Source organism: Ruegeria discodermiae, assembly GCF_030758345.1.
Taxonomy (GTDB): Bacteria; Pseudomonadota; Alphaproteobacteria; order Rhodobacterales; family Rhodobacteraceae; genus Ruegeria_C.
This window is the reverse complement of record NZ_JAVAMO010000001.1, coordinates 354,506-374,487: the sequence shown is the minus strand read 5'-3', so window position 1 is coordinate 374,487 and position 19,982 is coordinate 354,506. Positions and strand designations below refer to the sequence as shown.

Annotated in this window: 23 protein-coding genes; 7 read left to right on the top strand and 16 right to left on the bottom strand. The window is 63.2% G+C overall.

Translation table 11 applies throughout. The features are described 5' to 3' along the window. Positions 1-8: 8 nt before the first annotated feature. Complete coding sequence (locus Q5Y75_RS01880) at positions 9-962, bottom strand: Rossmann-fold NAD(P)-binding domain-containing protein (RefSeq protein ID WP_306193788.1); 954 nt, start codon at positions 960-962, stop codon at positions 9-11. A 93-nt stretch (positions 963-1,055) separates the two neighbouring features. Between Q5Y75_RS01880 and Q5Y75_RS01875 the strand changes: the two genes are divergently transcribed. From Q5Y75_RS01875 to Q5Y75_RS01845, 7 genes are all read left to right on the top strand, one after another. Beyond that, positions 1,056-1,964, top strand: a complete 909-nt coding sequence (locus tag Q5Y75_RS01875; RefSeq protein WP_306193787.1) for a LysR family transcriptional regulator — start codon at positions 1,056-1,058, stop codon at positions 1,962-1,964. A 108-nt stretch (positions 1,965-2,072) separates the two neighbouring features. Continuing rightward, positions 2,073-3,263, top strand: a complete 1,191-nt coding sequence (locus Q5Y75_RS01870; protein ID WP_306193786.1) for an adenylate/guanylate cyclase domain-containing protein — start codon at positions 2,073-2,075, stop codon at positions 3,261-3,263. A 206-nt stretch (positions 3,264-3,469) separates the two neighbouring features. Further along, positions 3,470-3,769 carry an FtsB family cell division protein gene (locus Q5Y75_RS01865; protein ID WP_306193785.1) on the top strand — a complete coding sequence of 100 codons (300 nt, stop codon included), beginning with the start codon at positions 3,470-3,472 and terminating at the stop codon, positions 3,767-3,769. 129 nt (positions 3,770-3,898) lie between these two features. Continuing rightward, a complete protein-coding gene (pdhA, locus tag Q5Y75_RS01860; protein WP_306193784.1) occupies positions 3,899-4,888 on the top strand; it encodes a pyruvate dehydrogenase (acetyl-transferring) E1 component subunit alpha in 990 nt (329 codons plus the stop codon). Positions 4,889-4,903: 15 nt separating this feature from the next. Further along, positions 4,904-6,280 (top strand): pyruvate dehydrogenase complex E1 component subunit beta, encoded by a 1,377-nt coding sequence (locus Q5Y75_RS01855; protein ID WP_306193782.1) that lies wholly within the window; start codon positions 4,904-4,906, stop codon positions 6,278-6,280. Positions 6,281-6,289: 9 nt separating this feature from the next. Beyond that, positions 6,290-6,550: a hypothetical protein gene (locus Q5Y75_RS01850; RefSeq protein ID WP_306193781.1), complete on the top strand. Its 261-nt coding sequence runs from the start codon at positions 6,290-6,292 to the stop codon at positions 6,548-6,550. A gap of 1 nt (position 6,551) precedes the next feature. After that, entirely contained in the window at positions 6,552-7,862 is a 1,311-nt protein-coding gene (locus tag Q5Y75_RS01845; RefSeq protein ID WP_306193779.1) for a pyruvate dehydrogenase complex dihydrolipoamide acetyltransferase, read from the top strand. A gap of 82 nt (positions 7,863-7,944) precedes the next feature. On the opposite strand, the gene cysE is transcribed toward Q5Y75_RS01845, so the two are convergent. From cysE to Q5Y75_RS01770, 15 genes are all read right to left on the bottom strand, one after another. Then, positions 7,945-8,754 (bottom strand): serine O-acetyltransferase, encoded by an 810-nt coding sequence (gene cysE, locus Q5Y75_RS01840; RefSeq protein ID WP_306193777.1) that lies wholly within the window; start codon positions 8,752-8,754, stop codon positions 7,945-7,947. A gap of 70 nt (positions 8,755-8,824) precedes the next feature. Next, positions 8,825-9,256 (bottom strand): DUF7742 family protein, encoded by a 432-nt coding sequence (locus Q5Y75_RS28635; RefSeq protein WP_445758197.1) that lies wholly within the window; start codon positions 9,254-9,256, stop codon positions 8,825-8,827. Then, positions 9,165-13,106, bottom strand: a complete 3,942-nt coding sequence (locus Q5Y75_RS01830) for a baseplate multidomain protein megatron (protein WP_306193773.1) — start codon at positions 13,104-13,106, stop codon at positions 9,165-9,167. Before Q5Y75_RS01830 ends, Q5Y75_RS28635 begins: the two co-directional genes overlap by 92 nt. Next, positions 13,106-13,552 carry an NlpC/P60 family protein gene (locus tag Q5Y75_RS01825; protein WP_306193772.1) on the bottom strand — a complete coding sequence of 149 codons (447 nt, stop codon included), beginning with the start codon at positions 13,550-13,552 and terminating at the stop codon, positions 13,106-13,108. The genes Q5Y75_RS01830 and Q5Y75_RS01825 overlap by 1 nt, the downstream gene beginning before the upstream one ends. Then, positions 13,549-14,436 carry a phage/gene transfer agent baseplate hub protein gene (locus tag Q5Y75_RS01820; RefSeq protein WP_306193771.1) on the bottom strand — a complete coding sequence of 296 codons (888 nt, stop codon included), beginning with the start codon at positions 14,434-14,436 and terminating at the stop codon, positions 13,549-13,551. Before Q5Y75_RS01820 ends, Q5Y75_RS01825 begins: the two co-directional genes overlap by 4 nt. Continuing rightward, positions 14,436-15,071, bottom strand: a complete 636-nt coding sequence (locus Q5Y75_RS01815) for a DUF2460 domain-containing protein (RefSeq protein ID WP_306193770.1) — start codon at positions 15,069-15,071, stop codon at positions 14,436-14,438. The genes Q5Y75_RS01820 and Q5Y75_RS01815 overlap by 1 nt, the downstream gene beginning before the upstream one ends. A gap of 12 nt (positions 15,072-15,083) precedes the next feature. Beyond that, positions 15,084-15,746, bottom strand: a complete 663-nt coding sequence (locus Q5Y75_RS01810; RefSeq protein ID WP_306193769.1) for an RcGTA-type gene transfer agent tail tape measure protein — start codon at positions 15,744-15,746, stop codon at positions 15,084-15,086. Continuing rightward, positions 15,736-15,942 carry a rcc01693 family protein gene (locus Q5Y75_RS01805; protein ID WP_306193768.1) on the bottom strand — a complete coding sequence of 69 codons (207 nt, stop codon included), beginning with the start codon at positions 15,940-15,942 and terminating at the stop codon, positions 15,736-15,738. Before Q5Y75_RS01805 ends, Q5Y75_RS01810 begins: the two co-directional genes overlap by 11 nt. Continuing rightward, positions 15,939-16,259, bottom strand: a complete 321-nt coding sequence (locus Q5Y75_RS01800) for a gene transfer agent family protein (protein WP_306193767.1) — start codon at positions 16,257-16,259, stop codon at positions 15,939-15,941. The genes Q5Y75_RS01805 and Q5Y75_RS01800 overlap by 4 nt, the downstream gene beginning before the upstream one ends. 3 nt (positions 16,260-16,262) lie before the next feature. Continuing rightward, complete coding sequence (locus Q5Y75_RS01795) at positions 16,263-16,676, bottom strand: phage major tail protein, TP901-1 family (protein ID WP_306193766.1); 414 nt, start codon at positions 16,674-16,676, stop codon at positions 16,263-16,265. 23 nt (positions 16,677-16,699) lie between these two features. Then, positions 16,700-17,113 (bottom strand): DUF3168 domain-containing protein, encoded by a 414-nt coding sequence (locus tag Q5Y75_RS01790; RefSeq protein WP_306193765.1) that lies wholly within the window; start codon positions 17,111-17,113, stop codon positions 16,700-16,702. After that, positions 17,110-17,448 carry a phage head closure protein gene (locus tag Q5Y75_RS01785; protein ID WP_306193764.1) on the bottom strand — a complete coding sequence of 113 codons (339 nt, stop codon included), beginning with the start codon at positions 17,446-17,448 and terminating at the stop codon, positions 17,110-17,112. Before Q5Y75_RS01785 ends, Q5Y75_RS01790 begins: the two co-directional genes overlap by 4 nt. Then, a complete protein-coding gene (locus Q5Y75_RS01780) occupies positions 17,445-18,044 on the bottom strand; it encodes a head-tail connector protein (RefSeq protein WP_306193762.1) in 600 nt (199 codons plus the stop codon). Before Q5Y75_RS01780 ends, Q5Y75_RS01785 begins: the two co-directional genes overlap by 4 nt. 167 nt (positions 18,045-18,211) lie before the next feature. Then, entirely contained in the window at positions 18,212-19,390 is a 1,179-nt protein-coding gene (locus tag Q5Y75_RS01775) for a phage major capsid protein (RefSeq protein WP_306193761.1), read from the bottom strand. Positions 19,391-19,424: 34 nt separating this feature from the next. Next, a complete protein-coding gene (locus Q5Y75_RS01770) occupies positions 19,425-19,976 on the bottom strand; it encodes an HK97 family phage prohead protease (protein ID WP_306193759.1) in 552 nt (183 codons plus the stop codon). Positions 19,977-19,982: the final 6 nt, after the last annotated feature.

Here is a 19,982-nt window from a genome sequence, read left to right as displayed (position 1 = left end):
AGGACGGCTCAGAATTCAGGACGCGCCGCAGATAATGTCTGCGGCGTTTTCTTTTCTCTGGCCTTTGCATTCGCGACGCGCGCCAGATCGGTCTGGCTGTACTGCGCAGCACTCAACGCCAAGGTCAGGGCTTCTTGCACGGGCGTAGCCTCAAACTCCGGCAGAAGCTCGCTCAGGCGCGTGCCGTCCAATGCATGCGGCTTTGACCATAGATACCGCATCTCGACCAGGTGGCGGCCCATTTTCCAGAATGGCGACATCATCCGGACAGGGAGCCAGTTGAACCGGTGCAGCCCCAGCGGACGCCCAAATGCCGACGCCACCGCCTCTGCCAGTTCCCGCCCCGTCAGCGTGTGACCGGGAAAGGGCACATCCTCGAACCGGGCAAGCTGGTCACGCTTTTCGGCCAGTGCCACTGTCGCGCGCGCCATATCCGGCAGGAACGCCCAGGCATGGGGCTGGTCCGCGTCGCCGGGATAGGTGAACCTGCCCCGGTCGAGCTTGGCCAGAATGACCTTGTCCAGCCAACTGTCCGAGCGTGCGGTATCGATGAAATCGCCCGCCCGCAGGATAAGGGTTTTGACCCCCGACTTGCGATAGGCGTCTTCCATCTCGATCCTGATGCGGCCCAGCGGATTCGTGGCGTGATGCGGCGTGTCCGCATCAAAGCGCGCCGGGGAGTCCACCCCGAAGACATAGACATTGCCCGGCACGATCACCATCGCCCCGCTGGTCCGGGCGGCGGCAATCACCTGTCGCGTCAGCTCGGGCACGGTTGCGGCCCATTGGTCATAAGGCGGGTTCCAGCCATTGACGATCACATCGGCACCCGAGGCCGCGCTGCCCAGATCATCTGCCTCGCGATTAAAGAACCGCACAAACCATCCCGCTTTCCAGAACGCATCCGCAGCGGCGCTACCAAAGCGCCCGCTTGCGCCAAGTATCAGAACCGTTCCACCCATATCGACGCTCCTTTTCAGGTATGAACGGCAATCTGAGATATTCTTCTTCGTTTGAGAATTGCCAAAATATGTTCATTTGGTATGCATTTATGTATGCAAGCTCCGCTCTCCCGGCTCGACTGGGCCCATATTCAAACGCTGCTTGCCGTGGCTGAGACCGGGTCACTCTCGGCGGCGGCGCGTCGTCTGGGACTGACCCAGCCAACGGTCGGGCGGCATATCTCAACGCTGGAAGACAGGCTTGGCCTTGACCTGTTCACACGCACCGCGAGCGGCATGCAGCCGACCGAAGCCGCGCTTGACCTGCTCACTCCGGCGCGCCGGATGCAGGAGGCGGCGCATCTGCTGGAGTTGCACGCAGCGGGCGCGGCGCAGGCGGAAAGCGGGTCCGTGCGCATTACTGCGTCAATCTTCATGGCCCATCACGTGCTGCCGCCGATCTTTGCCCGCCTCCGGCGCGCGGTGCCCGAGATTTCGCTGGAACTTGTGGCCTCGGACACAACCGAAAATCTGCTGTTTCGCGAGGCCGATATCGCGGTGCGCATGGTGCGGCCAGACCAACTGGACGTGGTAAGCCGGTATGTGGGCAAGTTGGAAGTGGGCCTGTTCGGTCATAAGGACTACCTTGATCGGGCGGGGCGACCGACCCGGGATGCCGACATATTGACTCATGAATTCGTCGGCTATGACCGCAACGATCAGATCATTCAGGGCTTTCGCGACGCGGGCTTCGCCGTCGATCGGGAGTTCTTTACGACAAGATGCGATCTCCAGACAGCTTACTGGGAACTCATCCGTGCGGGCTGCGGCCTGGGCTTTGGGCAGGCCTCGGTCGGGCGCGCCGATCCGAATCTGGAAGAAATACCGCTCTCCCTGCCCCTGCCGACACTCCCGATCTGGCTGACCACGCCAGAGGCGCTTCGCAACAGCCCGCTGATCCGGCGGGTCTGGAGCGCGCTTGATCGCGAGTTGAGTGAAATTGTCGATCAGCAGCAGGCCTGAACGCATATCCTCAAACAGGACATGGTGCAAAAACGCCTGGTTAGTATAGGCTTTGAGAGAAAGGCGGAAGAGCCGCGCAAGGCAACAGAGAGAACCGGGACGGACCATTTGCAGCAGGACACGGGCATTCAGCGCAAACTCGCCGCGCTCTTTGCGGCCGATGTGGCGGGCTATAGCCGGCTTATGGCGGCGGATGAGGAATTCACCACCACCACTCTGACGCAGTATCGCGAAATCATGGATGGGCTGATCGCCCATCACGGCGGACGCATCGCCAATACCGCAGGCGACAGCGTGCTGGCCGAATTCACCAGTTCGGTCGAGGCGGTGCGCTGCGCGGTCGAGGTGCAAGAGGCGCTGCGCCATCGCAACGATCCCCTGCCCAGCGACAAGCGCATCCGGTTTCGGATCGGTATCGGCGTCGGTGACGTGATCGAACGCGAGGGCGACCTGCTGGGGGATGGCGTCAATATCGCGGCCCGTCTGGAATCGCTGGCCGCTCCGGGCGGTATCTGTGTCTCCAGCGATGTGCGCGACCAGATCGAGGGCAAACTGACCTTGCAGGTCCAGTCGCTGGGCAATCAACGGCTCAAGAACATCCCCCGCCCGGTTCGCGCCTATCAGATCGGGCTGGAGGACGGCGCGCGCCTGTCTGTGATCGCAATTCTAAGACGCCAGTTGCGCGGGCGCGGAACCGGCCTCGCCCTAACCACATTGCTCTGCGTTGGCGCGGCGGCTGGTGTGGTGGTCTATCATCATGTCTGGGAAGGCGGAGGCGCAAACGGGCTTAGCGCCGCACGCGACGCGCTGGACCGGCAGGCGCTGGAGGCCGCCGCAAAAGAGGCCATCACCGGGCGCGATATCCTCAGAACCGAGGCGTTTAACGGGCATGATTACTCGATCGTGGCGGCCGATGGCATCAACTGGGCCGAAGCCGATGCCGAAGCGCGCGCCATGGGGGGCAGCCTCGTCTCGATTACCTCGCAGGCGCAAAACGACTTCATCGCCGACCTGATCCGGCAGGAGGACACGCTCTGGGAGGAATGGAAACCCGGTCACTTCATCGGCCCGTGGATCGGGTTGTTGCATCAGCCTGACGTAGAAAGCGCCGAGAAGGGCTGGATCTGGGTCAACGGCGCGCCGTTGGGCTATAGCAACTGGTATGAACATCAGCCCGACAATCGGGATGGAAACGAAAGCGTCGCGCGGTTCCATTACTGGGGCGGCGACAGCAAGCCGCAATGGGGCGATGCCTCGGGTCTGGAGAAGGCAAAAGGCTATATCGTCGAGTTCGAGTAGCAGATCGTCTGAGAAACGGTATTGAGTGCTCCAATATCCCGTAGGTCTAATCCCAGCTGCATGCGCGGTCTTGGTGGGCAACACCCGCAACAAAAACTGCGCGCGCGTCACATTTCTTGGATTCACAACGCGAATCACCTGTGCCATACTGCGCTGAGACGTCCGCAAAGGGCGCAAGACAGGCAGTTTTCATAAACGGTTTCAACGTGACCCGATCCAATCGACCCAGCCTTGGCGCATTGCTGTTCTTTGCCTTCGCCTTTGCCATCGGCACCTATTTCACCTTCGCCGCCGTGCAGGGGGATTTCGGGCTGTTTCGCCGGGTCGAAATCAGCGCCGAACGCAGTGACCTGCAACAGAACCTGGCCACGCTTGATGCCGAGATCGAGCGGATGGAAAACCTCACAAAGCGCCTGTCCGACGATTACCTTGACCTCGACCTGCTCGATCAGCAAGCGCGTTCGGTCTTGGGTCTGCTGCGCTCTGATGAGATCGTCATTCGCTGATCGCCCTTATTTTCAGCCGTTTTCAGCCGCGTTTTCCCCTACGTAATATTATGTCTCGCAATGGCATCGGAAATGCTTTAAGAGATAGTTTAACGCTAAACTATCTCAGCATAAGGGGATCCGCCGGCCATGGCAGCGCGTAAAAGCACAAGGAAACCAAACGTTTCCGCTGAAGAGCTGAAAGAATACTATCGTGAGATGCTGTTGATACGGCGATTCGAGGAAAAGGCGGGCCAGCTCTACGGCATGGGTCTGATCGGCGGGTTCTGCCATTTGTATATCGGGCAAGAGGCCGTCGTGGTCGGGCTTGAAGCGGCCACCGAAGAAGGCGACAAGCGCGTCACCTCCTACCGCGATCACGGCCATATGTTGGCCTGTGGCATGAACCCCGACGGGGTGATGGCCGAACTGACCGGACGTGAGGGCGGCTATTCCAAAGGCAAGGGCGGCTCCATGCACATGTTCTCGAAAGAGAAGCATTTCTATGGCGGCCATGGCATCGTCGGCGCGCAGGTTCCGATAGGCGCGGGTCTGGCCTTTGCCGACAAGTACAAGGAAAACGGCCGCGTCACCTTCACCTATTTCGGAGATGGGGCCGCCAACCAGGGCCAGGTCTATGAAACCTTCAACATGGCCGCGCTTTGGCATCTGCCGGTGGTGTTTGTGATCGAGAACAACCAATACGCCATGGGCACCTCGCAACAGCGTTCGACTTCGACCAAGGATATCTTCCACCGCGGCGAGGCGTTTGGCATTCCCGGTGAGATTGTCGATGGCATGGATGTGCTGGCGGTCAAGGCGGCGGGCGAAAAGGCCGTAGCGCACTGCCGCGCGGGCAAGGGCCCCTATATCCTCGAGGTCAAGACCTATCGCTATCGCGGTCACTCAATGTCCGACCCGGCCAAGTACCGCACCCGCGAAGAGGTGCAGAAAGTACGCGAGGAACGCGACCCGATCGAACATGTGCGCGAGCTGCTGCTCAGCGGCAAACACGCCAGCGAGGACGACCTGAAGGCGATCGACAAAGAGATCAAGCAGATCGTCAACAAAGCCGCCGACTTCTCGAAAGAGAGCCCCGAGCCCGCGCTCGACGAGCTCTGGACCGACATCTACGCCTGAGGGGACAAACCAGACATGGCAACCGAAATTCTCATGCCCGCCCTCTCGCCCACGATGGAAGAAGGCACGCTCGCAAAATGGCTGGTCAAGGAGGGCGACACAGTGTCGTCCGGCGACATCATGGCCGAGATCGAAACCGACAAAGCCACGATGGAATTCGAGGCCGTCGATGAAGGCATCGTCGGCAAGATCCTCGTCGCGGAAGGGACCGAAGCGGTCAAGGTCAACACCCCCATCGCGATCCTCGTTGAAGAAGGCGAAGACGCCTCCGCCCTGCCGGAAGCCGCACCAGCGGCTGACGCGGGTAATGAGGCGGCTCCCGCAGGGAGCTCCGAAGCGCCCGCCCCTGCCGCTGCGGCCCCCGCCGCCCCGCAGGTCGATCTGACCCCGGACTGGCCCGAAGGCACCGAACTGAAACCGCAAACCGTGCGCGAGGCCCTGCGCGACGCCATGGCCGAAGAAATGCGCGCCGATCCGGACGTTTTCCTGATGGGCGAAGAAGTCGCGGAATATCAGGGCGCCTACAAGGTCAGCCAGGGCCTACTGGACGAGTTCGGCGACAAACGCGTCATCGACACGCCGATCACCGAGCACGGCTTCACCGGCATCGGTGTCGGCGCGGCCTTTGGTGGGCTGAAGCCGATTGTCGAATTCATGACCTTCAACTTCTCGATGCAGGCCATGGATCACATCGTCAACTCGGCGGCCAAGACGCTCTACATGTCCGGCGGTCAGATGGGCGCGCATATGGTCTTCCGTGGCCCCAACGGCGCCGCCGCCCGCGTCGCCGCCCAGCACAGCCAGGACTATGCGGCCTGGTTCATGCAGGTGCCCGGCCTGAAAGTGGCGATGCCTTATTCAGCCGCCGACGCAAAGGGCCTGCTAAAAACCGCCATCCGTGATCCCAACCCGGTGATCTTCCTGGAAAACGAAATCCTCTATGGCCGCAGCTTCGATGTGCCGGTATTGGATGATTTCACCATCCCCTTCGGCAAGGCCAAAATCTGCCGCGAGGGCAGCGATGTCACCATCGTCAGCTTCGGCATCTCGATGCAATTCGCGCTGGAAGCCGCCGACAAGCTGGCCGACGACGGCATCAATGCCGAAGTGATCGACCTGCGCACGCTGCGCCCGATGGATACCGGTGCAATTATCAACTCGGTGATGAAAACCAACCGCCTGGTGACGGTCGAAGAAGGCTGGCCGCAGGGCTCGGTCGGCTCCTACATCTCCTCGGTGGTGATGCAACAGGCCTTCGATTATCTTGACGCGCCGGTTGTGAACTGCACCGGCAAGGACGTGCCGATGCCCTATGCTGCCAACCTTGAGAAACTGGCGCTGGTGACCACGGATGAGGTGATCGCCGCCGTCAAAGAAGTGACCTACCGCTAAGGGACTGGGATGGAGATCAGGGGCCGCGATCCAGCGACGGAATGCTACCGGGTGAGCCTCACGGTCGATGGCCGTGAGGTGACCGGCCTGGTTCCCGAACGGCTGGCCGCGGATCTGCGCCTGATCGGGTCCCGCCCCAGCCACCAGACCGCTTATGTCTGGATGGCCGAGAACAAAACGAAGATCACAGCCGCGATCGAGACCCTCGCCCGCGGCACCGGGCGCCCCAGGGCGCCTTTCGACCAAATTACTTTGATTGAGGACCGCTGAGATGCCCACCGAAATCCTGATGCCCGCCTTGTCTCCAACAATGGAGGAAGGCACGCTGGCAAAATGGCTGGTCAAGGAGGGCGACACCGTGTCGTCCGGCGACCTGCTGGCCGAGATTGAAACAGACAAGGCCACGATGGAATTCGAGGCGGTCGATGAAGGCATCGTCGGCAAGATCCTCGTCGCCGAAGGCAGCGAAGGCGTGCAGGTCAACACCCCCATCGCCGTGCTGCTGGAAGAGGGCGAAAGCGCCGATGATATCGCCGCCAGCCCCGCCAAGGCGCCGGAGGCAGCCCCCGCTGCCGACGCGGGTAAAGAGGCGGCCCCCGCAGGGGGCTCCGATGCACCCGCCCCTGCCCCCGCCGCAGCCAAATTCGCTGACGGCACCCGCATCTTCGCCTCGCCGCTGGCCCGCCGCATTGCCGCCCAGAAGGGGCTGGACCTCAGCCAGATCGCAGGCTCCGGCCCGCATGGGCGGATCGTGAAGGCGGATGTGGAAGGCGCCAGCCCAACCGCCGCCAAACCCGCGCCCGCCGCTGCCGCACCTGCCGCCGCAGCCCCTGCCGCAGCCGCAGCGACTGGCCCCTCGACTGATATGGTCGCGCGCATGTATGAAGGCCGCGAATACGAAGAGGTTGCGCTTGATGGCATGCGCAAGACCATCGCCGCACGTCTCACCGAAGCAAAACAGTCGATCCCGCATTTCTATCTGCGCCGCGACATCAAGCTCGACGCGTTGCTCAAATTCCGCAGCCAGCTCAACAAACAGCTGGAATCGCGCGGCACCAAGCTCAGCGTCAACGATTTCATCATCAAGGCGATGGCCAATGCGCTGCAACAGGTCCCCGAATGCAACGCCGTCTGGGCCGGGGACCGTGTATTCCAGCTCAAACCCTCCGACGTCGCCGTTGCGGTCGCGATCGAAGGTGGCCTGTTCACGCCGGTGCTGAAAGATGCCGACATGAAATCGCTCTCGGCGCTGTCGGCAGAGATGAAAGACCTCGCCGCCCGTGCCCGCGACCGCAAGCTTGCGCCGCATGAATATCAGGGCGGCAGCTTTGCGATCTCGAACCTGGGCATGTTCGGCATCGACAATTTCGACGCCATCGTGAACCCGCCCCATGCCGGTATTCTGGCGGTGGGCACCGGCGTCAAGAAGCCTGTGGTCGGAGATGATGGCGAGTTGACGGTCGCGACTGTGATGTCGGTGACCATGTCGGTCGATCACCGGGTCATCGACGGTGCACTTGGCGCGCGATTGCTACAAGCCATTGTCGATAATCTGGAAAACCCGATGATGATGCTGGCCTGAAGCATCGCCAAGATACAAAAAAACGCCGCCGAATTCCGGCGGCGTTTTCATTTTTTGGGATCAGGTCAGTGACGCTTAGCCGTCACAACCCGGACCGAAACATCTGGTTCATGCTGACCGCAGGCTGGTCGCAGCCCGCCTCGCCCACGATCTTGGCCGGAATGCCCGCAACCGTCTTGCAGGGCGGCACTTCGGACAGAACCACCGAACCGGCGGCAATCCGGCTGCACCGGCCAACAGTGATATTGCCCAGCACTTTTGCACCGGCCCCGATCAGAACCCCATCGGCGATCTTGGGATGGCGGTCCTCTTCTTCCTTGCCGGTCCCGCCCAGCGTCACCGAATGCAGCATCGAGACGTTGTCACCCACCACAGCGGTTTCACCGATCACGATGGAATGGGCATGATCGATCATGATCCCCTTGCCGATCCGCGCTGCCGGGTGAATGTCGATCCCGAAAATCTCAGATATTCGCATCTGGAAGAAATAGGCTAGGTCGTGCTTGCCCTGATGCCACAGCCAATGCGCGATGCGATAGCCCTGCATCGCCTGATAGCCCTTGAAATACAGCACGGGCTGCAAAAGGCGGTGGCAGGCCGGGTCGCGCTCAAAAACCGCAACCAGATCGGCGCGCGCCGCTTCGACAAGTTCCGGCGCCTTCGCATAGGCGTCATCCGCGATCTCTCGCAGGATCACCATCGACATCTCGTTCGAGGCCAGCTTGGCGGCAATCCGATAAGACAGAGCCTTTTCCAGCGACCGGTGATGCAGGATACAGGCATGAACCAGACCACCCATCAACGGCTCATCGCGAACCGCCTCTTCAGCTTCTTTGGTAATGCGATCCCAAACCGGATCAACGGAAGAAATATGTGCACGCGTTTCGGCCATCAATCTGCCTCCATGTTTGCGCAGTTCTTATATGTAGCGCATCTTGGAGCAAGCCGAAAGCGGTGGAGGTTCAACTTTCTGGCAACCCCTTGTAATCGAGACTATCTTTGACGTGAAACCCTTCGGTTTCGCGGTATCGCATCACGGCTTGCAGGACCTCAATCACACAGCCGCAATAGTCCGGGTCGTCAAATCCCGGCTCATCGGCGATGCCGCGCGCGCGTGCGGCCGCCATCAGCGATCCGTTGCCATAGCGCGGATGCAGCCGCCCGGTGCGCCGCACATGCTCCGCCGCCTGGGATGCGTCCGCCACCATTTGCACGCATATCCGACGGCGCATGTCTGGTGCGACCCTCAGCAAGGCGCATGCGGCGTTGCTGATGTCACCATGCAGCAGAGGCAACACAAGCTCAGGCCGCCCAGTCCATAATCGCAAAAAGCCCCGGTCCAAACCGCGCCGAAACCTGCGCAACCTCGATCCGGACGCCGTTCTCAGCGCCATCCTGCGCCTGCATCGCTTCTGTATAGGTCCAGTCCGTCCCACCCAGCACCACCTCGCGCAGCATTGCCCCCTCACGCGTCACCCGCAGCAAATAGCTCTCGCTCTCCTCACCTAGCGGCACCTCGGGCGCGTCCCAGCTATCCCCGTCGATCCGGGTCCGGCGAATCCAGCTGATCCGATGCCCGCTTAGGCTTGCCTCGGCCCGCAAGTGTACCGGCGCATAGGGCCGCAATCCGTTGCCGTCAAAGGCTTCGACCCGGTGTAGATAAGAAGGGTCATCATAACCACGTGCCGCCGGACCAATCCTGAAGTGCCGCGCAACCCGTCGCGCCGAGCTGGACAGGCCCAGCTGCGTCACCGTGCGATCGAGCAGCACAAAGACCGAGCCTTCCGGCCAGACCTCGGGCACCAGCGCATCGCTGCCCAACTGCCCCCGCAGCCGGTTGCGCAACAGGTACGTGTCCGGTGCGATCAGCTCTGCCTCGGAAAATTGCAGCAATTCCCAGGTCCCGCTCGACCCATTTCCGATCGCCGCCAGATTCGCACCATTGAGCAACGCATCGATCCCACGTGATTCCAATTCCCCCGAGATCAGACGAACCTGCAAATCCGCCCCACGGTCCCACAACCCCTGCCCCGCCCGGAACAGCGGCGTCTCTGTCCTGCCGATCACCGATTGCGCCGCGATGATCTCACCCAGCTCATAATCCTGGTCACTGGAGGATCGATACACCGCGACCGAACCTGGCCACGGGTCAGCCGCGACCGCCAGATAAGGCGCATGCGGCACCTCGTCCCCGGTCATGAGCGGCAGGTCCAGAAACATCGGCGTCACCGGCAAGGGTGGCGCGAAGGCGCGTAGCGCAGGCACATCCTCGACCATTTGGGTGGTTTCGTAGATGCCCGGTTCGATCCGCACCGCCTCGATCAGTTGCAAATCGGTCTGTTCCACCCGGTCCACGCGATACCGCGCCGTTTTGCCATCCAACGAGGGCAATTGCACCACATCGCCCGCGCCCAGCGCTAATTTCGAGGGCGGCAGAGCAAACCGGGCCGTGTCGCGTGACACCCGCGCCTCGGCCAGCCAGCGTTCGACCGTCTGCCGTCCCTCGGCGCGGGTCATGGCCAGGGGAATCTCGCTCGTCGCCACCGCATGGGTCGCGTCATCGGGCAAGATCGCCTCTTCCGAGATCGCATCGAAATCGCCGCCTGACTGTACGAAGCGCAGCCGCACGCGCCCGGTCATGTCCACATCCGCCTCGCGGCGCAGCTCGACATCCCCGTCCAGCTCGCGACTCTCGGCAAACTGGTCGGGCAGGATTTCGATGGCCTGCTTGCCATCGCGCAGGCGAAAGACCAGCCTGCCGTCGCGCTCAATCGCATCAAAGCCATAGCGCAGCATCAGTGGTTGCAGGGCCGCGCGCGCATCTTCGACCTGATCCAGCACATAGCCGCGCACCACACCCCAGAGTTCCGAGACATCCAGATTGTCCACCAGATCGGAGGCACGACAGATCTCGGCCACGACCGAGGCCAGCGACCGGTTGCTCACCCGCCCAGTCAACCAATGCCCGCGCGCATAATTGCTCCCATCGCTCCATTGTTCGCGATTGTTCGGAAAGGCGGGAAAAGGCCGCGCGTCCCAGGCCCAGACATAGGCATTGGCCATGTCGATCATGCGCCCGTCATATTCGCTTGCCACCGGATTGTTCTGAGGCTGCGTCCAATAGCCAAGAACCGCCTTCAGATACTGCATCTGCACGAAGTCATCGCGCAGCCCGTTAGAATGGTGCGGCAACCGGGATTCCGAGGATTTCGGGTCCAGAAACTTGTTGGGCTGGTTCGACCCCTTGTCGATGGCCGCGCAACCCAGTTCGGTGAACCAGAACGGCTTTGACCCCGGCACCCAATCGGTCGGCAGCGCTTGGCGCACCCCACCGATCCGCTCGTAATGCCGCTGCGACCACCAGTTGCGCAGGTCCTTATAGCGCCAGACCCACGGCTCGTCATGATCGCCATCGGTGATCGGGGTGCGAACCTGCGCCGCGCGCGCCTCGGATGAGGCATAATACCAGTCAAACCCCTCGCCGCCCTCGATATTCGAGCGCAGATAGTCGATATCGTAGATCGAGTTGATACCGGCCTGCGCGTCCAGATGATCCTCCTCATCGCGCCAATCGGCCACCGGCATGTAATTGTCTATGCCGATGAAATCGATATTCTCATCCGCCCAAAGCGGGTCCAGATGGAAATACCGGTCGCCGGGCGCATCGCCGGGCTGATAGCCAAAATATTCCGACCAATCCGCCGCATAACTGATCTTGGTATCCGGCCCGAGAATGTCGCGCACCTCCGCCGCCAACTGGCGCAGCGCGTCAACCGCCGGAAAGCCATTCGCCCCCCGGATCTGCGTCAACGCCCGCATTTCCGAGCCGATGCAGAAGGCCGATACACCTCCCGCCGCCGCGCAGAGTGCGGCGTAATGCAGGATGAAGCGGCGAAAGCTCCACTCTTGCGGACCGCTATAGGACACTCGGCCCGAGCTGATCTGGAAATGTGACCTCTGCGCGGTGCCGAAAAACGCCGCCACCTCGTCATCCGCCGCCGCCGTCTTGTCCGGGCTGCCCATCCACCCCGGCGCAACGCTGAGCGTGATCCGCCCACGCCAAGGCAGAACCGGCTGGGCCTCGGCCCCGCTCCAGGGATCGGGCAGCGTGTTGTTTTCATCCTGATCCATCAGGATGAAGGGATAGAACATCACCCGCTTGCCCTGCGCCTGCAGATGCCGGATCGCCTCGACCACCGAGTCATCTGCCGGGGTACCACCATAGATCGGCTCGCCATCCTTGCGCGGCACCTCGGCCACGCCGGAGCGGCCCGCGCCCGACACCCGCCAGGGCATGTTGGCGCCATCGATCTCGCGCCGCTCGATCTTGGGTTCGATCCGGCATTCTCCGCAACGCAAATCGCCCCCGAACCAGGACACTACCAGCGAGGCGGCATCACATCCCGGAACCTCTTCGCGCAGGGCTTTCATGGATTGCACGAAATCGGTCCCGCCGGTCGGCGAGTGAACATTTGCCGCCCAATGCTGCCCCCAGCCCTTGCTGTAATTGACCTGCCTGGTCGCCAGCGAGTATTCCCCGGTCCCTGGCACGATCGCCACGGCGCGCACGATCCGCCCCAGATCGTCTCGGGAATCCTCGGCCTCTTCCTGCGCCGGTCTGACCACCTCGAACGAGAATTGCGGCACCCGGTTGCCGAACTGACCCAGCGGCAGATCCTCCATCACCACATAGGCGGTGCCGCGATAGGCGGGGACCGCGCCGGTGCCCTCAATTGCCTCCATGGTCGGATCGGGCAATTGATCGGCACTGCCGGTATAGACTCGCATGTTCAGCCGGTCATGTTCGATCTCTTCACCATCGGCCCAGACACGCCCCACCGACGCGATCTCTCCTTCGCAAAGCGCCAGTGCCACAGACACCGTGTAACTGTATTGGGTCACTTCCGGCTCCGGCGGCTTGGGCGCACCCTTGCCGCCCCCTCCGCCACCGCTGCGGCTGACGTGTTCGCGGAACTGCGACGCCCAGATCATCTGCCCGGCAATCCGCATCCTGCCATGCAGCCGAGAAACCGCCGCGCCCTCACCCGAATGGGTCAGGCGGAACCGGTCCACCTTGCCGGTTTCGACCGGCTCGGCACCCTGCCCCAGCAAACGGTTGTCGATGAGCCTGCCCACCGTTGCGCCAACCGCGCGCCCAATCGCCACCGAGGACAGACCCGTAAAGGTGCCCCCGATGGACCCGCCAATGGCCGCTCCGGCCGCAGAAAGGACGATCGTCGCCATCACTTCACCTCCACAGGAAATTCAAACCGGGCAACCACCTTGCGCCGCCAGGGCGCGCTCAACGCGCTCTCCACCACCCCATGCCCCGAATAGGAATGGATGAAGCGGGGCACCTCCCCCACCTCGGACAGGATGCCTACATGTTTGGCCACCGACCCCGACCGCATTCGGAACAGCAACATGTCACCGGGCCGCCATGGCCCCGCATCGCACGGGATCAGATGACGGCGCGCCGCCGCCCACATCCGTTCCTCGCCCTGGGGTTCGGACCAGTCCATGCTATAGGCCGGGGCGGCCTCGGGCTCGGCACCATAGCACTCGCGCCAGACGCCCCGGATCAGCCCGAGGCAATCGCACCCTGCCCCACGGGCGGCAGCCTGATGGCGGTAAGGCGTGCCCAGCCAGCCCCGCGCCACCTCCACGATCTCCGAGCCACGCGCGATCATCTGCGGCTCCCGCCTTGGTTCACGCCTGACCGTTTCGGCACTGCCATCAGCCAATCCTCGCCCGGCAGGTCCGGAAATCCCTGAAAGTTGAGCAGGTTGTTGAATTTCAGCCGGCATGTCTCCATCCGCTTGTCACACCCCGCCGTCAACCGCACCCGGTCCCCAGGCGAGACCACCGCACGCAACGGCTCCCACAGCTCGATCTTGCGGCGCCCATCAAGAAGTCGATCGGTCTTGATCGCACCCCAGAGCCCCTTTGCCGCCCCGTCCAGCACATCCAGCCTGCCTCTCTCGAACCAGCTCGGCGCAAAGCCGGGCAGCGCGGGCCAGCGCAGGCTGACATCCTCGTCGATCTCCACCACCTCCAGCTCGGTCGCATATCCCGGCCTATCCAGATCGAAGGTACAAGCGCGATCACCCAAAACCGCTGTACACGGCTTTTGATAAACCCGCCCAATCGGCCGGTTCAGCTGGTCGGTCAGCCCGCGCAGTTCGGCCTGAAAGGCGCCGCCCGATTGGCGCAACTCACCCAGCGTGCCGCGAAACTGCATCAGCCGCATCTGCGGGTCCGTCCAATTCACCAACCAGGCCGTAACTTCGGCGCCGTCATAGCGGCCCGCCTCAATATCCTCGGCCCGGATCGAAGCGTCGCTCAATGCGCCAACCGCCTCGGAATTGTCGACCGACAGCCCGGTGCCCTGCTGCAGGGCCGCCGCCGTCAACCCGGTATCGGCGCGGAACAGCAGCCCGTCGAACTCCAGATCGCAATCATGGTCGGTGAACCCCTGCCGCGCGCCGTCCTTGCGCCGGATCGCCCAGCAGCGGCACAGCGTGGTCAGCCCGCTGTCAAGATGGTCTTGAAACCCTTGCGTCAGACCCGCCATCACACCCGGACCTCCACCACTGGCACATTCGGCACATCGCCTGCCTGAAAGCTGGCCACGCTGGTCTGGATGCGGTCGGTATCAAAACGCACCGGCACATCGAACTCGAACCCGGCGGTGATCTGCGTTTCTGCCGCGGGGGCCACCACAAAACTCACTAGCCCCGAGGTTTCGTCGATCTCATAATCCACCCCTTCGCGCTGCTCGTCCTGCTCGATGCCAACCCGAACGCTGCCACGCACCGGCTTCTTGATGGGCCGTTCGTAACTGAACTCGCCCGAGCGATAGAGCTTGGTCAGCCGGAACGTTCGCAGCACGCCATCCCCGACACCGATCACCTGATCATCATGGGACACCTCAGCCGAGGCTGATGACGACTTGAAATCCGACCAATCCTTCCAGCGAAAGCCGCAGAGCTGCCCGCGCCGCGCCTCGAAGAAGGCGATCAGCGTCTCGACATCATCCAGCGACCGCATGCCCAGCCCGGCATCATAACGCCTGCGCGAATGGGCCCAGGGCGAGTTGCGCTCCTCGAACCCGTTGGCCAGCGTGACGACATCGGTCCGCCGTTCGGGCCCGCCCACCGAGCCAAAGCTCAGCGATGCGGGAAACCGTACCTCGTGAAAGTTAACCATCCCTGCTCTCCCCTAGCGATTGCGGTTGCCCCGGCTCAGTGCGCGGCCCATCTGTGCCGCGATCTGGCCCTGGCTGCGCCGGAAGCCCTGCACATCCGGTGTCGAGATGTTCATGACAACACTCACCGGCCGCCCGCCGCCCGCGCTGCGCACGCCCAGCTTGCCATCGGCACCGCGCGCCAGCGGCATGATCGCCTCCGGCCCGGCCTCACCCATCAGCCCCATGCCACCGCGCATCGGAAAGCTCACCGGCCCCGAGACCACGCCGCCATTGGCAAAGGGCATCACGCGCCCCTGGGCAAACCCCGCCCCATCGGCAAAAGGAAAGATGCCTGACACCAGATTGCCCACGCCATCGGCCAGCAACCCACCCACATGGTTGGTCACCGGCTTGATCGCCGCCGAATAAGCGGTCTGGATCATCGAATCCCGGATCGTCGACAGCGCATCCGACAGTTTCATGCCGTCAAACACCATCCCGTCAAAAGCCCGGCGCAACCCTCTCGACATGCCCCGCTCCAGCGTCTCGACGTCCTTGCCAGTCGCGGCAAGCGCAGACCGCACCCGTCGCAGCTCGGTGTCGAAACCTGCGGCCATCGCCGCCGTGCTGCCAAGCGTTTCGCCCAGCGCCTCACCGCTTTCCTGCAGATCGGAAATTCCGTCGCTATCCGTCATCATTCTCTCCATTTCCCGCATCCGGGTAGGCCGCAAGCAGCGCGTCCAGCCCTGTCCGGTCCAATGGCCGGCCCGCCGCCGCCTGCCCCAGCATCAACCGCAATTCCGCAGGCGTCAGTTGCCAGAACGCCTGCGGCGACAGGCGCAACCCCTGCATCCCGGCCCGCATAAGATCGGGCCAGTCAAACCCGCTCATGCCTCGCCCGGCACCATGAAGGCGCGTGCGATCAGCTCCGCCGCCGCCTTGGCCGCCCCCATGGGACCGCCCGCAATCTCGGCGCGCAGCAGATCGGAGGCCGTCACATCCGCCCCGCCCCCGCGCAGCCCCGCCACGATCAGCGCCAGCACATCGCGACCCGAAAACGCCCCGCCTTCAAACCGCTGCACCAGATCCACCAGCGAACCGCTGTCCAGCGTGGCCTCAAGCTCGGCCAGCGCGCCCAGCGTCAGCTTCAGCACCCGCCGCTCGCCATCGATCACAAGGGCCACCTCGCCCGCCCACGGATTGGCCATGGCTCAAAGCGCCGTAAAGCTCAGCGCCCCGGCGCTGGCCATGGACATCTCATAGGTCGCCTCGCCGTTATGGCTGCCCGCATATTCGATCGAGGTCACCTGAAACGGCCCCTCGACAATGCCGAAATCGGGGATGATCACCTGAAACTCGGGCGTCTCGCCGTCAAAGAACAACTGCCGCGCCCGCTCATCGGTGTTGGCGTCCTTGAACACGCCCGACCCCGAGATCGCCGCCGATTTCACACCCGCACCCGACAGCAGCTCACGCCAGCCGCCCTGGCTTTCCAGGCTGGTCACATCCACGCTTTCCGCGTTGAAGCTCACCCGCGTGGCGCGCAGCCCCGCAATGGTCTCGAACAGACCACCGCCATTCATATCCACCTTGACCAACAGGTCCTTGCCGTTTTGAGCACCCATATCGTGTCTCCAAATCCAGAAATTTAGTTGTCTTCGACGCGCGCGCGAAAACGCAGATCGATACGCCGCACGGCCCCACCCGAGCCGGTCCGGCGCGCCACTGCGCGTTCGAACCAAAGCCCCACCAGCCGTCCTCGGCCAAGCGCCAGGGGCGCATCGTCCAACGCGTCCCCGATCAGGCCCGCCAGTTCCTTGGCCGCGGCAAACCCCGCCGCCTCCGAGATCACCGAAACGATGAACCGGTGCTCCGAACCGCGCCCGTTCACATCCGAGCGGTCCCGCGCCTCTTCCGGGCCCAGCGCAATGTAGGTTTCGGGCACCGTGCCGCTCGGCAGCGCGTCATAGATCGCATCGCCAACCCGCGCGCTGATATCCACATCCGCCGACAGGTGTTGAAACACCGCCGCCTGCAAGGCCGCCGCCATGCCATAGCTCATGCCGACACCTCCTCATCCGCAAAACAGGTCAGATAGCGCCCGTCCGATCCCAGTTCAGCCACCGCCCGGATCGTATAGATCCGGTCGCCTTCGCGCAGCCGCTGATCCGGTTCGGGTCGCATCGACGAACCCTGGGGTGCCGCCCGCAACACGATCCGGTAATTGACCCGCGACACCGTAGCCCCGGCCTGCGACCGCACCGTGCCGCTGCGCGCCTTAACCTCGCCCCAGAGCGTGCCCAGCGCCTGCCAGCTTTCGCTGAACCCGCCAGCCCCGTCCGCCACCCGCGCGGGGGCTTCCAGCACCAGCTTGCGATTGAGACGCGGCGCGCTCATTGCCCCGCTCCCAGACCTAGACGCATCCTGCAGTAGCGCTGGATCAGGCTGGTCACGCCAAAGGGCATGCAGCCATCGCCCAGCGCAGTCTCGTGGCGGTACTCGTAGTAATGCGCCGCCAGCATCAGCACCGCCTGACCCAGGTCAGCGGGCAACCCGCCCCAATCCGCCGCCATTCCGGCATTCAGGACAACCCGCGCGCTGCCGCCCTGCGCGATCAGGGGCAGTGCTCCGCCCACAGGTTTCAGCCTTGGCCGCTGGCTGTCTTTCTCCAGCCAATAGCTCTCAGCATTCAACACGCTCTCGTGACCTTGCGCGTTTTCCAGCACCACCGAGCGCAGCTCGGTGACCGGCGCCACCGGCAGCACCTCGCCCGCCGGATCGCGCCAGCGGTTCAGGACCAGCGAAAACGACCGCGAAATCAGAGCCTTGCCCGTGCGCGTTTCGATCGCCGCGATCGCAGCCCTCAGAAACCCGCGCAGCACACCATCCTGCAGGTCGCCCTCGGCAAACCCGGTGCCCAGCCGCAAATGCGCCTTGAACTGATCCACCGGCAGCGCCGCGTCCGGGATCGAGGTTTCTTCGGTCAACATCATAGATACACTCCGCAAACTCGGACCCCTCCGGGTCGCGTTCCCTGATTGATGCGGACGCGCACCACCCCACGTCGCTCGAACGGAGGGGAGCAGCTAGACAACGTGAAAGGCCTTCACGGCGCACGCCCGCGCACGGGCCGGTTCCCCGGCCCGCCACTCGGTACCGCTTACGCGGTGCCGAATTTCAGCAACTTGATCGCGGCAAAATCGCTCACATCACCGCCCACGCGCTTGGTGGCGTAGAACAGAACATGCGGCTTGGCGCTGAACGGGTCGCGCAGCACCCGCAGATCGGGACGCTCGGCGATGGTATAGCCCGCCGCAAAGTCACCAAAGGCAATCGCGTAACTGTCTGTACCGGGATCAGGCATGTCCTCGGCGATCACCACCGGATAGCCCATAAGGCGCGCAGGCTCACCCGCCGCCAGACCATCCGACCACAAGAAGCGGCCATCGGCATCCTTCAGCTTGCGCACGGTGCCGGCCGTTTTCGAATTCATCACAAAGCTGCCATTGGCGCGGTACCGCGCCCCCAGCGCATAGACGATATCGACAATCGCATCCGCCTCGACACCGCCATCAACACCGGTCGGCACATAGCCCAGATTGCTCCAGGCCCAGACGTCATTGTCCACCTTGGCGTGATCCAGGATGCCGCGCGGCTTGTCGACACCGTCACCGGTGATGAAGGCACCGGCTTCGGCACGGGCGAACTTGTCGGCGATGCGACCTGCCAGCCAGGTCTCGATCTCGAAGGCGCTGTCATCCAGCAGGCGCTGCGAAGCTTTCGGCAGCGCCGACAGCTCATGCAGCGGGATCGAGATACGGTCGATGCTGGGAGTGCCGGTTTCGGTCGAGGGCGTGTTCTCGGCGGCCCAGCCCGCGCCAACATCGGAATGATCGACCAGCACGTCGTAGGAATTGGCCTCAACATTCACCACCGACGCAACGGAGCGGATCGAGGCCGTCGATTTCAGCACAGACTTGATCACATCCGAGGTCTGCGGGTCGATCAGAAACCCGCCATCGCCACTGACGGCGGTGGACAGAGACTTTGCCTCCATCTCCAGCCCGCGCAGCGCGTCGTCATCGCCCGAGCGCAGATAGTCGCCAAAGGCTTTCTGATGCGGCTGACCCGCCTCGATGGAGCCCGCCAAAGGCGGACGGCCCGCCAGTTGAGATTTACGATCCAGCATACTCACTCGCTCTTCTGTTTGTTTGAGTTTGGTTTCAAGTTCCGCCCGGAACCCTTTGAACTCGCTGACAAAGCCAGCCATCGCCCGCTTCACCTCCTGCACCGGCGGCACAGCCTCGCCGGTCAAGGCCGACGCATCGGTCTTGCTCATGGGAACACCCCTTTTTCTGCTGTTTGTCGCGGCGCTATCGCTGCGCCAGGTCCTGCCGTGCGCCCTCCAGCACATCGGCAATGCTGCGCCAGGCCTCGGCCTCGTCGGGCGTGATGCCCTTGGCCGTCACCCGCGCACTGGGCAGCATCGGAAAGGTCACCAAGGACACTTCCCAAAGCTCCAGTTCCGTCAGCAGCCGATGGCCGCTCTCATCCTTGCGCGCCCTGGTGGTGCGGTAGCCGATGGACAGCCCGTCAATGGCCCCCGCCTTGATCAGCGCCACCGCTTCGCGGCCCTTTTGGGTATCCTCCAGAAGTCGGCCCTTGACCCACAGCCCGCGCTCATCCTCGCGCACCTCGTCCCAGACACCTATCGGCTGCGCCGGGTCGTGCTGCCACAACATCTTGACCCGCTGGCCCGCCGTACCGAGCTTTTCCAGAGACCGCGCATAAGCCCCCGGCATCACCCGGTCGCCGCCCTGATCCACCTGCCCAAACAGGCTGGCATAGCCCTGGATCGTTGCGTCCTGCCCGACCGTCAGACCGTCGCCGAAGCGCGCAAACTTGTGTTCCAACTCCGTGCTCATACGTGA